A 13564-nucleotide genomic window follows, 5' to 3' on the forward strand; every position below is an offset into this window, starting at 1 on the left:
CCGGCAACTGCGCGCTATTTTGTTGCGATGAACGGGGTTCGATGAAGCTGAAAAATCTAGCCGGTATCCTGCCTGTCGAGGGGACAGCTTCCTTCGACATGGAGGTTACAGGGATTTCGTCGGATTCCCGCCAGGTAACACGGGGCGTCGTCTTTTTCGCGCTCACCGGCTCCAAGGCGGATGGCGCAGCCTACGCAGCCGATGCCGCAAGCCGCGGCGCTGCAGCGATCGTGGTCGGCAAAGGCAGTGCGGTCGCCGGGCTGCCAGTCCCGGTTCTTGTCGTAGACGATCCGCGCCTTGCACTGGCGCTGAGTGCTGCACGTTTTTTCGGCATGCAACCGCAAACCATGGTCGCGGTGACCGGAACCAGCGGCAAGACCTCGGTCGCCGCATTCACCCGGCAGATATGGGAGCAGGCGGGTTTTGCCGCCGCCTCGATCGGCACGACCGGCGTGGTGGCGCCGGGCCGCAACGAATATGGCTCGCTGACCACGCCGGATCCGGTGGCACTGCACAGGCTGCTCAAGGAGCTGGCGGAGGCCGGCGTCACCCACGCCTCGATGGAAGCGTCCAGCCATGGCCTCGACCAGCGCCGGCTCGACGGCGTCAAGCTCGCGGCCGGCGGCTTCACCAATCTCGGCCGCGACCATATGGACTATCATCCGACGGTCGAGGACTATCATCGCGCCAAATTGCGTCTGTTCGACGCGCTGCTGCCGAAGGGCGCGCCGGCGGTCATCTTTGCCGACGACCCGTGGTCGGAGCCGACGATCAAGGCGGCGCGGGCAGCGGGACTGAACGTGCTGACGGTCGGCCGCCACGGCGATTTCCTGCGGCTGAAGCGGGTCGAGCACGAGCGCCACCGCCAGCGCGCCGAGGTCGAAGCGGACGGCGTTCTCCACGAAGTCGACTTGCCGCTGGCCGGCGACTTCCAGATTGCAAATGCGCTGGTGTCGGCCGGCCTCGCCATTTCGACTGGAACATCTGTTGCCAAGGCGTTGATGGCGCTGGAGAAATTGAAGGGCGCGCCGGGACGGCTCGACCTTGTCGGGACGGCCGCCAACGGCGCGCCGGTCTATGTCGACTACGCGCACAAGCCGGATGCGCTGGAAAACGTGCTGGCTTCGGTGCGCCCCTTTACCACCGGCCGCGTCATCGTCGTATTCGGTTGCGGCGGCGACCGGGACCGAGGCAAGCGGCCGATCATGGGCGAGATCGCCACAAGACTGGCCGACGTGGTCATCGTCACCGACGACAATCCCCGCTCGGAAGTACCCGAGACGATCCGCGCCGCGATCCTGGAAGCCGCACCTGGCGCCATCGAGATCGGCGACCGGCGCAAGGCCATCCACGAGGCGGTCGGGATGCTTCACGCTGGCGACACGCTGATCGTGGCCGGCAAGGGCCATGAGGAAGGCCAGACCATCGGCACCGAGACGCTGCATTTTTCCGATCATGAGGAAGTTCGCTCGGCGCTGCGGGAGCAAGCGGCGTGAGCTATCTGTGGACCTCCGAGGCGCTGGTTGCCGCCATGGATGGCCGGCCGCTCGGTCCGATGCCTGAAGCCATCGCCGGCATTTCCATCGACAGCCGCAGCCTGCAGCCGGGAGACGCTTTCTTCGCCATCAAGGGCGAGGCCATGGACGGCCATGATTTCGTCACCGCCGCCATCAAGGCGGGCGCCGGCGTGCTGGTCGTCGCCGAGGGCAAGCTGCCGTCGCTGGGGCGGCTGACGGCACCGATGATCGTCGTGGAGGACGTGCTTGTCGCTCTGGAAAAGCTCGGCGTTGCCGCGCGCGCACGCTCAAAGGCCAGGGTGATTGCCGTGACCGGGTCGGCGGGCAAGACCACCACCAAGGAAGCGCTACGCCACGCTCTCTCCGCGGTCGGTACGGTGCATGCGTCGGCCCAGTCGTTCAACAATCACTGGGGCGTGCCGCTGACGCTGGCGCGCATGCCGCAGGATTGCGACTATGCTGTCTTCGAGATCGGCATGAACCATCCCGACGAGATCCGGCCTCTGGTCAAGATGGTCCGGCCGCATGTCGCCATCGTCACGTTGATCGCGGCGGCTCACCTCGGCTTCTTCCGCAACCTGGACGAGATCGCCAAGGCCAAGGCAGAGGTTTTCGAGGGACTGGAGCCCGGTGGCGCCGCCCTTCTCAACCGCGACGATGCGCGCTGGAAGCTGCTGGAGAAGATGGCCAAAGAGGCCGGCGTCGAGCATGTCTACGGGTTCGGCGAGAATGCCCGGGCGACCTTCAAACTGATCAAATGCGAGCTCAATGCTGATCACTCGGTCATCACCGCCAAGATTGGCGGGCACGAGATTGTCGCCAGGATCGGCGCGCCGGGCCGCCATATGGTGCAGAACGTGCTCGCGGTGCTTGGTGCCGCGCATCTGGTCGGCGCCGACGTCACCAGGGTTGCGCAGGCGCTGGCCGATCTTTCGCCCGAACGCGGACGCGGCAAGCGCTATGTGTTGCGTCACCCCAACGGGCCGATCACGCTGATCGACGAGAGCTACAACGCCAATCCGGCGTCGATGAGCGCTGCAATGGCACTGCTCAACACGACGCCGGTGTCGGGCGAGGGCAGGCGCATTGCCGTGCTCGGCGACATGCTCGAGCTCGGCAGCCATTCGGCGAAATTGCATGCCGCGCTTGCCGGTCTGATCGTCGGCACCGACACGCGCACGGTCTTTCTCGGCGGCCCGGAGATGCGGGCGCTGGCCGACGTTTTGCCCGGCGAGATCAGGACGGAGTACCGCGCCGGTGCGGAAGATCTGAAACCGGTTCTTCTATCGGAATTGAAGCCCGGCGACGTGGTCATGATCAAATCGTCGAAGGGCATAGGCTTTTCAAAGCTGGTCGAGGCGTTGCTCGGCAAGTTTCCGGCGGAAGCCACAACCAGCAGACAGACCTAGGATCGGTCCGGGGGACGCAAGCGCATGCTAACACTGCTCGTCGAATTTGCGGACAAGATCTCGGTCTTCAACGTCTTCCGCTACATAACATTCCGCACCGGCGGAGCGCTGATCACAGCGGCGCTGATCGTGTTCATCTTCGGACCGACCATCATCAATTCGCTGCGGCTGCGGCAAGGCAAGGGCCAGCCGATCCGTGCCGACGGGCCGCAGACGCATTTCAAGAAGGCGGGAACGCCGACAATGGGCGGACTGATGATCCTGTCCGGCATCGTCGGTTCGTCGCTGCTGTGGGCGAACCTGTCGAGCATCTACGTCTGGGTGGTCCTGCTGGTGACGCTGGGATTCGGCTCGATCGGCTTTTACGACGATTATCTCAAAGTAACCAAGCAATCGCATCTCGGCTTTTCCGGCAAGGCGCGGCTGGGGCTCGAATTCGTCATCGCCGGCATCGCCGCCTGGGTGATCATGCATAACGGCCAGGCGCCGTTCTCGTCATCGTTGACATTCCCTTTCGCCAAGGAGTTTCTCGTCAATCTCGGCTGGTTCTTCATCCCGTTCTCGTGCTTCGTCATCGTCGGCGCCGGCAATGCGGTGAATCTGACCGACGGTCTCGACGGGCTGGCGATCGTGCCGATCATGATCGCAGCCGCATCCTTCGGCGTCATCGCCTATCTCTCCGGCAACGCGGTGTTCGCCGAATATCTGCAGATCCATTTCGTGCCCGGCACCGGTGAACTTGCGGTGGTCCTTGGAGCGGTGATCGGCGCCGGTCTCGGTTTCCTCTGGTTCAATGCGCCGCCGGCGGCGATCTTCATGGGCGACACCGGCTCGCTGGCGCTGGGTGGGCTGATCGGCACGGTCGCGGTGGCGACCAAGCACGAGATCGTGCTGGTCATCGTCGGCGGCCTGTTCGTCGTCGAGATATTCTCGGTCATCATCCAGGTCGGCTACTTCAAGATGACCGGCAAGCGCGTCTTCCTGATGGCGCCGATCCACCATCATTTCGAAAAGCTCGGCTGGACCGAAAGCCAGGTGGTGATCCGCTTCTGGATCATCGCCGTCATCCTGGCGCTGGTCGGCCTGTCGACCCTGAAGCTCAGATAGGAGGCCGCTTGATCCCCGCCGCATCCTTTTCAGGCAAGCGCGTTTCGCTCTTCGGGCTCGGTGGCTCGGGGATTGCCACGGCGCGCGCGCTGATCGAGGGCGGCGCGGATGTGCTGGCCTGGGACGACAATCCCGATAGCGTCGCCAAGGCCGGCGCGGTCGGCATCACGACAGCGGACCTGCGCGGTGCGGACTGGGCGAGGTTTTCCGCCTTCGTGCTGTCGCCCGGCGTGCCGCTGACGCATCCCAAGCCGCACTGGACCGTCGAGCTGGCGCGGGGCTCAGGCGTGGAGATCATCGGCGACATCGAGCTTTTCTGCCGCGAGCGGATGCTGCTGGCACCGGCAGCACCTTTCATTGCCATTACCGGCACCAACGGCAAGTCGACGACCACGGCACTGACGGCGCACATCCTAAAATCGGCTGGGCGCGACACGCAGATGGGCGGCAATATCGGCCGCGCGGTGATGACGCTCGATCCGCCGCAGCCTGAACGGCACTATGTGGTTGAGTGCTCTTCCTACCAGATCGATCTTGCCCCTTCGATCAATCCGACGGCCGGTGTGCTGCTCAACCTGACGCCGGACCATCTCGACCGCCATGGCACGATGCAACACTACGCCTCGATCAAGGAGCGGCTGGTGGCCGGCAGCGAGACGGCAATCATCGGTGTCGACGATTCCTGGTGCGCCCAGATCGCCGATCGGCTGGAGCGGGCCGGCCGGCAGGTCATCCGCGTCTCCAAGCGCCTGCCGCTGACCGACGGTTATTTCGCTGACGGCACCAACTTAATGGAAGCCGTGCACGGCCGCTACAGCCGTGTCGCCTTCCTCGAAGACATCGGCTCGTTGCGCGGCCAGCACAATGCGCAGAACGCGCTGGCCGCCGCCGCCGCCTGCCTCAAGGTCGGGCTCGAGCTCGGCGAGATCCAATCCGGACTGGAGAGTTTCCCTGGGCTGGCGCACCGCATGGAGCAAGTCGGCCGCAAAGGGCATGTGCTGTTCGTCAACGATTCCAAGGCGACCAATGCCGATGCCGCTGCACCGGCGCTGTCGAGCTTTGCGCGTATCTACTGGATTGCCGGCGGCCTGCCGAAAGAGGGCGGCATCGAGCCGTTACGCGGCTTCTTCCCGCGCATCGCCAAGGCCTATCTGATCGGCGAAGCCGCACCGGCCTTTTCGGCGACGCTGGGCGAAGCGGTGCGCTACGAGATATCAGGCACGTTGGCGGCGGCAGTCGAACACGCCGCCCGCGATGCGGCCAGGGATAGTAGCGGCGAGGCAGTGGTGCTGCTGTCGCCGGCCTGCGCCAGTTTCGATCAGTTCAAGAATTTCGAAGTCCGCGGCGAGGCGTTCAGGCAAGCCGCAACCGCCATTGATGGCGTGAAGCCCATCGGAGGGACACGATAATGCAAAGCCGTCTCGACAAAAGCCCTGTGGCGACCTGGTGGTGGACGATCGATCGCTGGTTCCTGGCGGCGTTCCTGTCGCTGATGGGGCTCGGCATCGTTTTGTCCTTCGCCGCAAGCCCGGCGGTGGCCGAGCGCATCGGGCTCGACAGTTTCCACTTCGCGACACGCCAGATTATCTTCACCATTCCGGCGCTTGGGGTAATGCTGGCCGTCTCGTTCCTTGAATCCAGGCAGATCCGGCGCATGGCGCTGGTCATGTTGTGCATCATGCTGTTTTTGATGGTGGCGGTGCTCTATATCGGCGTCGAGGTGAAGGGCGCGCGGCGTTGGGTGTCGCTAGCCGGCCTCTCGATCCAGCCGTCCGAGTTCCTGAAACCGGCCTTCGTCATCATCTGCGCCTGGCTGTTCGCCGAGCACAAGCGCCAGCCCGACATTCCGGGCAATTTGTTCGCCATGTTGCTGCTTGCGCTGGTCATCTCGCTGCTGGTGGCGCAGCCTGACCTTGGGCAGACCATGCTGGTGCTCGGCACCTGGGGGGTGATGTTCTTCATGGCCGGGTTGCCGTGGCTGTGGATCGTCGCGCTGGGTGCTGCCGGCGTCGGCGGCGTGTTCGCTGCCTATGCGGTGTTCCCGCACGTTGCCGGCCGCATCGACCGCTTCATGACCGGCGAGGGCGACACGTTCCAGGTCGACATGGGCCGCGAGGCGCTGATCAATGGCGGCTGGTTCGGCGTCGGGCCGGGCGAGGGTACCGTCAAGCGGGTCATCCCCGACAGCCACGCCGACTTCGTCTTCTCCGTCGCCGGCGAGGAATTCGGGCTGATCATGTGTTTCTTCATCATGTCCATCTTCGGCTTCATCGTGCTGCGCGGTCTCAACACGGCGCTCAGGGAGCAGGACGATTTCACCCGCTACGCGGTGGGCGGCCTGGTCACGGTCTTCGGCCTGCAGTCGGTCATCAACATGGCCGTCAATCTGCAGCTGATGCCGGCCAAGGGCATGACGCTGCCGTTCATTTCCTACGGCGGTTCCTCGCAGATCGCGATCGCCATCTCGATGGGCATGGTGCTGGCGCTGACGCGCAAGCGCCCGGAAAAGCGCAAGCAGCTGGGCTTCATGCCGTCGCCGCGTGCGATGCCGGCGGAGTGAGATGGCGAAGGGGGTCATCCTGCTGGCGGCAGGCGGCACGGGCGGACATCTGTTCCCGGCCGAGGCATTGGCGCACGAACTGACCAGGCGCGGCTGGACGATGCATCTGGCGACGGACGAGCGCGCCGAGCGTTTTGCCGGGCAGTTCCCGGCAGCCGCCATTCATTCGATCCAGTCGGCGACGATGGGGTCGAAAAATCCTTTTGCCGTGCTCGCCGCGTTTTGGAAAATCTGGCGCGGGGTGCGGCAGGCATCCACCGTCATCGCCAGCATCAAGCCTGCCATCGTGGTCGGCTTCGGCGGCTATCCGACGCTGCCGCCGCTTTACGCGGCGACCCGGCGCAAGGTGCCGACGCTGATCCACGAGCAGAACGCGGTGATGGGCCGCGCCAACCGGGCGCTCGCCGGCCGCGTCGACGCCATTGCCGGTGGGTTCCTGCCGGAAGACAGCAGTGCCGCCGGCGCCAAGACGGTGACCACCGGCAATCCGGTCAGGCCGCAAGTGCTGGAGGCGGCGGAGACGCCTTATGCCGCATCGGCCGGTGAAGAGCCGTTCCGATTTCTGGTGTTTGGCGGCAGCCAAGGCGCGCAGTTCTTTTCCGACGCGGTGCCGGCGGCAATCGCCCGGCTTTCCGACGCACAGCGCAGGCGGCTGGCGATCACACAGCAGGCGCGCGCCGACGATGTGACGCGGGTGAAAGCGGCCTATGCCACGCTTGGCATCGAGGCCGAGGTGTCGCCCTTCTTCACCGACATGGCGGCGCGGCTGGCGGCGGCGCATCTGGTGATGTCGCGCTCCGGCGCATCGACCGTATCGGAAATCGCGGTGATCGGCCGGCCGGCGCTGCTGGTGCCTTATCCGCACGCGCTCGACCACGACCAGGCGGCGAATGCGGCGGCCCTTGCGGCGGCGGGTGGCGCCGAGGTGCATCCGCAATCCACGCTTTCGGCGGAGCGGATCGCCGTGCTTGTCGGCGGGCTGATGGATGATCCAGGCAAGGCGGCGACAATGGCCGCGGCGGCGAAATCGTCCGGAAAACCGGATGCCGCGCGGTTGCTCGCCGATCTGACAGAGGCTATTGCGTCCAGGAAATCCGTTTCGGAATTCAGGAAGGAGACGCACGCATGAAGATGCCACAGACGATCGGCCTCGTGCATTTCATCGGCATTGGCGGCATCGGCATGAGCGGCATCGCCGAGGTGCTGCACAATCTCGGCTACAAGGTGCAGGGATCGGATCAGGCCGACAGCGCCAATGTGCAGCGGCTGCGCGACAAGGGCATCGAATGCTTCGTCGGCCATCAGGCCGAAAACCTCGGCGAGGCCGAAGTGGTCGTCGTCTCCACCGCAATCAAGAAATCCAACCCGGAGCTGAAGGCGGCGAGAGAGAAGTTGCTGCCGATCGTGCGGCGCGCCGAAATGCTGGCCGAGCTGATGCGGTTCCGGCAAGCGGTCGCGATCGGCGGCACGCATGGCAAGACGACGACGACTTCGATGGTGGCGACGCTACTCGAAGCCGGCGGGCTCGACCCGACGGTAATCAATGGCGGCATCATCAATGCCTATGGCACCAATGCCCGCATGGGAGACGGCGAATGGATGGTGGTCGAGGCCGACGAGAGCGACGGCACCTTCCTCAAGCTGCCGGCCGAGATTGCCGTCGTCACCAATATCGACCCCGAGCACCTCGACCATTACGGCTCCTTCGACAAAGTGCGCGAAGCGTTTCGTCAGTTCGTCGAGAATGTGCCGTTCTACGGCTTTGGTGTGATGTGCACCGACCATCCCGAGGTGCAGGCGCTGGTCGCCCGCATCGAGGACCGGCGCGTCATCACCTATGGCGAAAATGCGCAGGCCGACGTGCGCTTCACCAATCACCGCATGGACGGCCCGACCTCGGAATTCGACGTGGTGATCCGCGACCGCAAGACGCACGGCCAGATAACGATATCAGGCCTGCGGCTGCCCATGCCCGGGCGCCACAATGTCTCCAATGCGACGGCGGCGATTGCCGTCGCGCATGAGCTCGGCCTTTCGGCTGAGGCAATCAAGAAGGGCCTGTCGTCTTTCGCCGGCGTCAAGCGGCGCTTCACCCATACCGGTTCGTGGAACGGTGTCGATGTGTTCGACGATTACGGTCATCATCCGGTCGAGATCACGGCGGTACTGAAGGCTGCGCGCAGCGCTACCAAGGGTCGCATCATCGCCGTTACCCAACCGCATCGCTTCACCCGGCTGCGCGATCTGTTCGACGAGTTTTCCGTCTGCTTCAACGACGCCGATACGGTAATGGTGGGGCCCGTCTATGCAGCCGGCGAGGAACCGATCGACGGCGTCACGTCCGACGCACTGGTGTCGCGCATCCGCTCCGGCGGCCATCGCGACGCACGCTACATCGAAGGTCCGGCGGCGATTGCGCCGATCGTGCGCGAGGTGGCGAAGCCGGGCGATTTCGTCGTCTTCCTCGGCGCCGGCAACATCACCCAATGGGCCTATGCGCTGCCCAAGGAACTCGGCGGGACCATCTCATGATGCGCGGCCAGGCGTTGATCGAGAAGCTTGGCGACCGGCTTGCCGGACTGCGCGGCCGCATCACGCCCAATGCCGAGATGGACAAGATCACCTGGTTTCGAGCCGGCGGGCTGGCGGACGCATTGTTCCAGCCGGCCGACGAGGACGATCTTGCCACGTTCCTGAAGGCGGTGCCGGAGGAAATTCCGCTGACCATCGTCGGCGTCGGCTCGAACTTGCTTGTCCGTGACGGCGGCATTGCGGGCTTTGTCATCCGGCTTTCGGCCAAAGGCTTTGGCGAGACCGAAGTGATTGCGCCGACCACGATCAAGGCGGGTGCCGCGACACCCGACAAGCGCCTTGCGGCCGTTGCCTACGAGGCCGGCATCGGTGGCTTTCATTTCTACCACGGCATTCCCGGCGCCATTGGCGGAGCGCTGAGGATGAACGCCGGCGCCAATGGCGTCGAGACGCGCGAGCGCGTGGTCGAGGTGCGGGCACTCGACCGCAAGGGCAATGTTCATACGCTGAGCAATGCCGATATGGGCTATGCCTATCGCCATTCAGCGGCGCCGTCCGGGCTGATCTTCACGTCGGCGCTGCTCGAAGGCATTCCTGAGGACAAGGCGGCGATCAAGGCCGCGATGGATGCTGTCCAGAACCATCGCGAGACCGTGCAGCCGATCCGCGAAAAGACCGGTGGCTCTACCTTCAAGAATCCTGAGGGCACCTCCGCCTGGAAGGAGATCGACAAGGCCGGCTGCCGCGGCCTGATGGTCGGCGGGGCGCAGATGTCGCCGATGCATTGCAACTTCATGATCAACACCGGAACGGCCACGGGCTACGAGCTTGAATATCTCGGTGAGACGGTGCGTGCGCGCGTGCTCGAAAGATCAGGCATCCGGCTGCAGTGGGAGATCAAGCGCATCGGTAATTTTCGGCCGGGCCATGCCGTCCAGGAATTTCTCGGGCAGTTGCTTTAGGCAAGCTGACCGCCGTTGCCTTTCGGACTCATGAATTCACATTTTGCTGCCGTTTTTGCGGAAAGTGAATCCATCGGAATCGTAAGCACTTGCCAGCGAATCAACTCTCTGATTCTCTGCCCTGAAGCGTTTCCTGATTTGAGTCGTTTCGACGCGTTACTCGCGTTTCCGTCTGGGGGGCAACCTGCCGGGAGACTCGGACTCAATGTTGCGGAAACACGGGAGCGAAGTTGCTCGGGCGCATTTGAGTGCGCGCGATGCTTTTCGGGGCATGCACGATGGTGCAGGCCTGCTGTGAGAGGAAATGACGGGGAATGACAAGCAAGCATGTGGCCGTTCTTCTGGGGGGATTCTCGTCCGAGCGGCCCGTGTCCCTGTCGTCGGGTAAGGCCTGCGCCGATGCGCTCGAGGGAGAGGGCTACCAAGTCACCCGCGTCGACGTCTCGCGCGACATCGGCTCGGTGCTCAGCGCGCTCAAGCCTGACGTCGTCTTCAATGCGCTGCACGGCCCTTTCGGCGAGGACGGCACCATCCAGGGCATCCTCGAGTACCTCGCCATTCCGTACACCCATTCCGGCGTGCTTGCCTCGGCGCTCGCGATGAACAAGGAACAGGCCAAGAAGGTCGCCAAGGCGGGAGGCATTCCGGTGGCGGAATCGAAGGTGGCCAATCGCTTCGCCATTCAGAACAAGCACCCGATGAAGCCGCCCTATGTCGTCAAGCCGGTCAACGAAGGGTCGAGCTTCGGTGTCGTCATCGTCCATGAAGGCCAGTCGCATCCGCCGCAGATCATCGGCTCGTCCGAGTGGAGATATGGCGATACGGTGATGGTCGAGCGTTATGTGCACGGGCGGGAATTGACGTGCGCGGTGATGGGCGATGTGGCGCTCGGTGTCTGCGAGATCATCCCGACCGGCCATTCCTTCTACGACTATGATTCAAAATACGTCGCGGGAGGATCAAAACACGAATGCCCGGCAAAACTTTCACCGAATATTTACCAAAAAATACAGACACTGACGCTCAAGGCTCACCAAGCTATCGGCTGTCGGGGCGTTTCCCGGTCGGACTTCCGTTATGACGATCGTCACTCCGAAAACGGCGAAATTGTCTGGCTCGAGGTCAACACCCAGCCGGGCATGACGCCGACGTCTTTGGTGCCGGAAATCGCCGCGCAAGCGGGACACTCGTTCGGCGATTTGTTGAGTTGGATGGTGGAGGACGCTTCGTGTCTGCGTTGAAGTGGGGACAGGGCAAGGGGAAGGGCGCGGCCGGGCCGGCGCTGTTCGGCATGCCGTTGTCGTTCGACCATTTCGTGCTGCCGCGCCTGCTCCGCCGGCCGGTGCGCGTGCTGGCGCGCCTCGGCGAAGGCGACTTCGAAGCGCCGCCCTATTGCGCTGCCATGCTGTCGGCGGCACTGCTTGTTTCGAGCAGTGCCTATGGCGCCTATCTCGGCGGATATTCCGACGCCATCGTCCAGAGTGTCACCGCCCGCACCGGCTTTGCCGTCGACCAGGTCAAGGTCGTCGGCAACCGCGAAACGTCCGAGATCGATATTCTCGACAGGCTGGAACTCGACGGCTGGACCTCGCTGATCGGCTTCGATGCCGAAGCGGCGCGCGAACGCATCACCACGCTACCCTGGGTCGAAGCCGCGGCAGTGCGCAAGGTCTACCCGCATACGCTGGAAGTGCGCGTCGAGGAGCGCGAGCCGTTCGCGTTGTGGCAGCAAGGCAGCGCGCTTTCGGTCATCGAGAAATCCGGCACCGTCATTGCGCCGTTCTCCGGCGGCAAGCAGATATTGCTCCCGCTGATCATCGGCACCGGCGCGCCGGCCACAGCGCCGGATTTCCTGGCCAAGATCAAGAATTATCCGGAGCTCGCCGCGCGGATCAAGGGCTATATCCGCATCGGCGAACGGCGCTGGGATCTCAAGCTTGAAAACGGCATCACGATCAAGCTTCCCGAAGACGGTGAGGACCAGGCGATTGCCGACCTGGTCAGGATGGATCACGAGAACGGGCTTTTGACGCGCGACATCGCCGCCGTCGACATGCGCCTTTCCGATCGTCTGGTCGTCCAGTTGACGCCGGAAGCGGCGACACAGCGCCAAGCCGCGCTCGACGAAAAGCCCAAGATGCTGAAGCGCAAGCCGGAGACGAAGATATGAGCTGGCTTGGCGGCAATAGCGATGCCTCGTCGCGCCGGTCCGGCATCCTGACGGTGCTGGATGTCGGCTCCAGCAAGGTCTGCTGCGTGGTGGCCAAACTCAAGCCGCGCGAGGATGGCAAGCTGCTGCGCGGACGCTCGCATCGCGTCCAGGTGATCGGCATCGGCCACCAGAAATCGCAAGGCGTGAAATCCGGCGTCGTCATCGATCTCGACCGTGCCGAGCACGCCATCCGTCTTGCCGTCGACGCCGCCGAACGCATGGCGGGACTGACGGTCGATTCGCTGATCGTCAACATGACTGCCGGCCGGCTGAAGAGCGAGGCTTTTTCGGCCACCATCAATCTCGGCGGCCATGAGGCCGACGAGGCCGACATCAAGCGCGTGCTTGCCGCCGGCGCCAAGCAGGCGTTGCGGGCCGAGCGCGAGGTGATCCATTCGCTTCCCGTAGCCTTTTCGCTGGATGCCGAGCGCGGTGTGCGCGATCCGCGCGGCATGGTTGGCGACCAGCTTGGCGTCGACATGCACGTGCTGACAGGCGACGCAGCGCCCTTGCGCAATCTGGAGCTCTGCATCAACCGCTCGCATCTGTCGGTTGAACGCATGGTGGCGACGCCCTATGCCAGTGGGCTTGCTGCGCTCGTCGACGACGAGCTCGAAATGGGCGCGGCCTGCATCGACATGGGCGGCGGCACGACGACGATCTCGGTGTTTTCGGAAGGCAAGTTCGTCCATGGCGATGCCATCGCGATCGGCGGCAACCACGTCACGCTGGATATGGCCAAGGGCCTGTCGACCTCGCTCGATGCCGCCGAAAGGCTGAAAGTGATGCATGGCTCGGCGCTGCCTGGCAGTGCCGACGACCGCGACCTGATTTCCATCCATCCGATCGGCGAGGACGGCGAGGTGCCGTTGCAGATCCCGCGCTCGGTGATGACGCGCATCATCCGCGCCCGCATCGACGAGACGCTGGAATTGTTGCGCGACCGGCTGAACAAATCCGGCTACGGCAACGCCGTCGGCAAGCGCGTGGTGCTGACCGGCGGTGCCAGCCAGCTTGCCGGCCTGCCAGAAGCTGCACGCCGCATTCTCGGCCGCAATGTGCGCATCGGACGCCCGCTTGGCGTGGCAGGCTTGCCCGAGGCGGCCAAGGGGCCGGCTTTCTCGACCCCGGTCGGACTTCTGATCTATCCACAGATGGCGAGCTTCGAGAGCCGGCCGGCGAAGGGAATTTCCGGTCTTCGGATGACCGGAACAGGCGGAAAACTGCATCGAATGAGTCAGTGGTTGAGAGACAGTTTTTAATTT

11 protein-coding genes are annotated in these 13564 nt (G+C 64.1%); all 11 read left to right on the forward strand.

Translation table 11 applies throughout. The annotated features are described in order from the left end of the window. Positions 1–41 precede the first annotated feature (41 nt). The 11 genes from NKH49_RS16055 to ftsA all read left to right on the forward strand — a co-directional run bounded on the left by NKH49_RS16055 (position 42) and on the right by ftsA (position 13561). A complete protein-coding gene (locus tag NKH49_RS16055; RefSeq protein ID WP_352767742.1) occupies positions 42–1496 on the forward strand; it encodes a UDP-N-acetylmuramoyl-L-alanyl-D-glutamate--2,6-diaminopimelate ligase in 1455 nt (484 codons plus the stop codon). Continuing rightward, entirely contained in the window at positions 1493–2926 is a 1434-nt protein-coding gene (locus NKH49_RS16060; RefSeq protein ID WP_352926651.1) for a UDP-N-acetylmuramoylalanyl-D-glutamyl-2,6-diaminopimelate--D-alanyl-D-alanine ligase, read from the forward strand. The genes NKH49_RS16055 and NKH49_RS16060 overlap by 4 nt, the downstream gene beginning before the upstream one ends. Before the next feature lie 24 nt (positions 2927–2950). Beyond that, positions 2951–4033, forward strand: a complete 1083-nt coding sequence (gene mraY / locus NKH49_RS16065; RefSeq protein WP_023676767.1) for a phospho-N-acetylmuramoyl-pentapeptide-transferase — start codon at positions 2951–2953, stop codon at positions 4031–4033. Between the two features lie 8 nt (positions 4034–4041). Next, positions 4042–5442, forward strand: a complete 1401-nt coding sequence (gene murD / locus NKH49_RS16070; RefSeq protein WP_352589460.1) for a UDP-N-acetylmuramoyl-L-alanine--D-glutamate ligase — start codon at positions 4042–4044, stop codon at positions 5440–5442. Further along, a complete protein-coding gene (ftsW, locus tag NKH49_RS16075; RefSeq protein WP_352456168.1) occupies positions 5442–6593 on the forward strand; it encodes a putative lipid II flippase FtsW in 1152 nt (383 codons plus the stop codon). The genes murD and ftsW overlap by 1 nt, the downstream gene beginning before the upstream one ends. Position 6594: 1 nt before the next feature. Next, complete coding sequence (murG, locus tag NKH49_RS16080) at positions 6595–7722, forward strand: undecaprenyldiphospho-muramoylpentapeptide beta-N-acetylglucosaminyltransferase (protein ID WP_352926654.1); 1128 nt, start codon at positions 6595–6597, stop codon at positions 7720–7722. Further along, positions 7719–9125 carry a UDP-N-acetylmuramate--L-alanine ligase gene (gene murC / locus NKH49_RS16085; protein ID WP_352926657.1) on the forward strand — a complete coding sequence of 469 codons (1407 nt, stop codon included), beginning with the start codon at positions 7719–7721 and terminating at the stop codon, positions 9123–9125. Before murG ends, murC begins: the two co-directional genes overlap by 4 nt. Continuing rightward, complete coding sequence (gene murB / locus NKH49_RS16090; protein WP_031211769.1) at positions 9122–10087, forward strand: UDP-N-acetylmuramate dehydrogenase; 966 nt, start codon at positions 9122–9124, stop codon at positions 10085–10087. The genes murC and murB overlap by 4 nt, the downstream gene beginning before the upstream one ends. Before the next feature lie 314 nt (positions 10088–10401). Then, positions 10402–11328, forward strand: a complete 927-nt coding sequence (locus tag NKH49_RS16095; protein WP_352471563.1) for a D-alanine--D-alanine ligase — start codon at positions 10402–10404, stop codon at positions 11326–11328. Next, complete coding sequence (locus NKH49_RS16100) at positions 11316–12257, forward strand: cell division protein FtsQ/DivIB (RefSeq protein ID WP_352471564.1); 942 nt, start codon at positions 11316–11318, stop codon at positions 12255–12257. The genes NKH49_RS16095 and NKH49_RS16100 overlap by 13 nt, the downstream gene beginning before the upstream one ends. Continuing rightward, positions 12254–13561, forward strand: coding sequence for a cell division protein FtsA (gene ftsA / locus NKH49_RS16105; protein ID WP_352820376.1), 1308 nt, complete (start codon positions 12254–12256; stop codon positions 13559–13561). The genes NKH49_RS16100 and ftsA overlap by 4 nt, the downstream gene beginning before the upstream one ends. Positions 13562–13564: the final 3 nt, after the last annotated feature.

The sequence above is a fragment of the Mesorhizobium sp. M1088 genome (assembly GCF_040318575.1).
In the GTDB taxonomy this organism is placed as follows: domain Bacteria; phylum Pseudomonadota; class Alphaproteobacteria; order Rhizobiales; family Rhizobiaceae; genus Mesorhizobium.

What these genes read in the sequence shown, in the direction of transcription:
- ftsW (WP_352456168.1), top strand. Translation starts at nt 5,442, where the DNA reads ATGCAAAGCCGTCTCGACAAAAGCCCTGTGGCGACCTGGTGGTGGACG.
- NKH49_RS16095 (WP_352471563.1), top strand. Translation starts at nt 10,402, where the DNA reads ATGACAAGCAAGCATGTGGCCGTTCTTCTGGGGGGATTCTCGTCCGAG.
- murC (WP_352926657.1), top strand. Translation starts at nt 7,719, where the DNA reads ATGAAGATGCCACAGACGATCGGCCTCGTGCATTTCATCGGCATTGGC.
- ftsA (WP_352820376.1), top strand. Translation starts at nt 12,254, where the DNA reads ATGAGCTGGCTTGGCGGCAATAGCGATGCCTCGTCGCGCCGGTCCGGC.
- murG (WP_352926654.1), top strand. Translation starts at nt 6,595, where the DNA reads ATGGCGAAGGGGGTCATCCTGCTGGCGGCAGGCGGCACGGGCGGACAT.
- NKH49_RS16055 (WP_352767742.1), top strand. Translation starts at nt 42, where the DNA reads ATGAAGCTGAAAAATCTAGCCGGTATCCTGCCTGTCGAGGGGACAGCT.
- mraY (WP_023676767.1), top strand. Translation starts at nt 2,951, where the DNA reads ATGCTAACACTGCTCGTCGAATTTGCGGACAAGATCTCGGTCTTCAAC.
- murB (WP_031211769.1), top strand. Translation starts at nt 9,122, where the DNA reads ATGATGCGCGGCCAGGCGTTGATCGAGAAGCTTGGCGACCGGCTTGCC.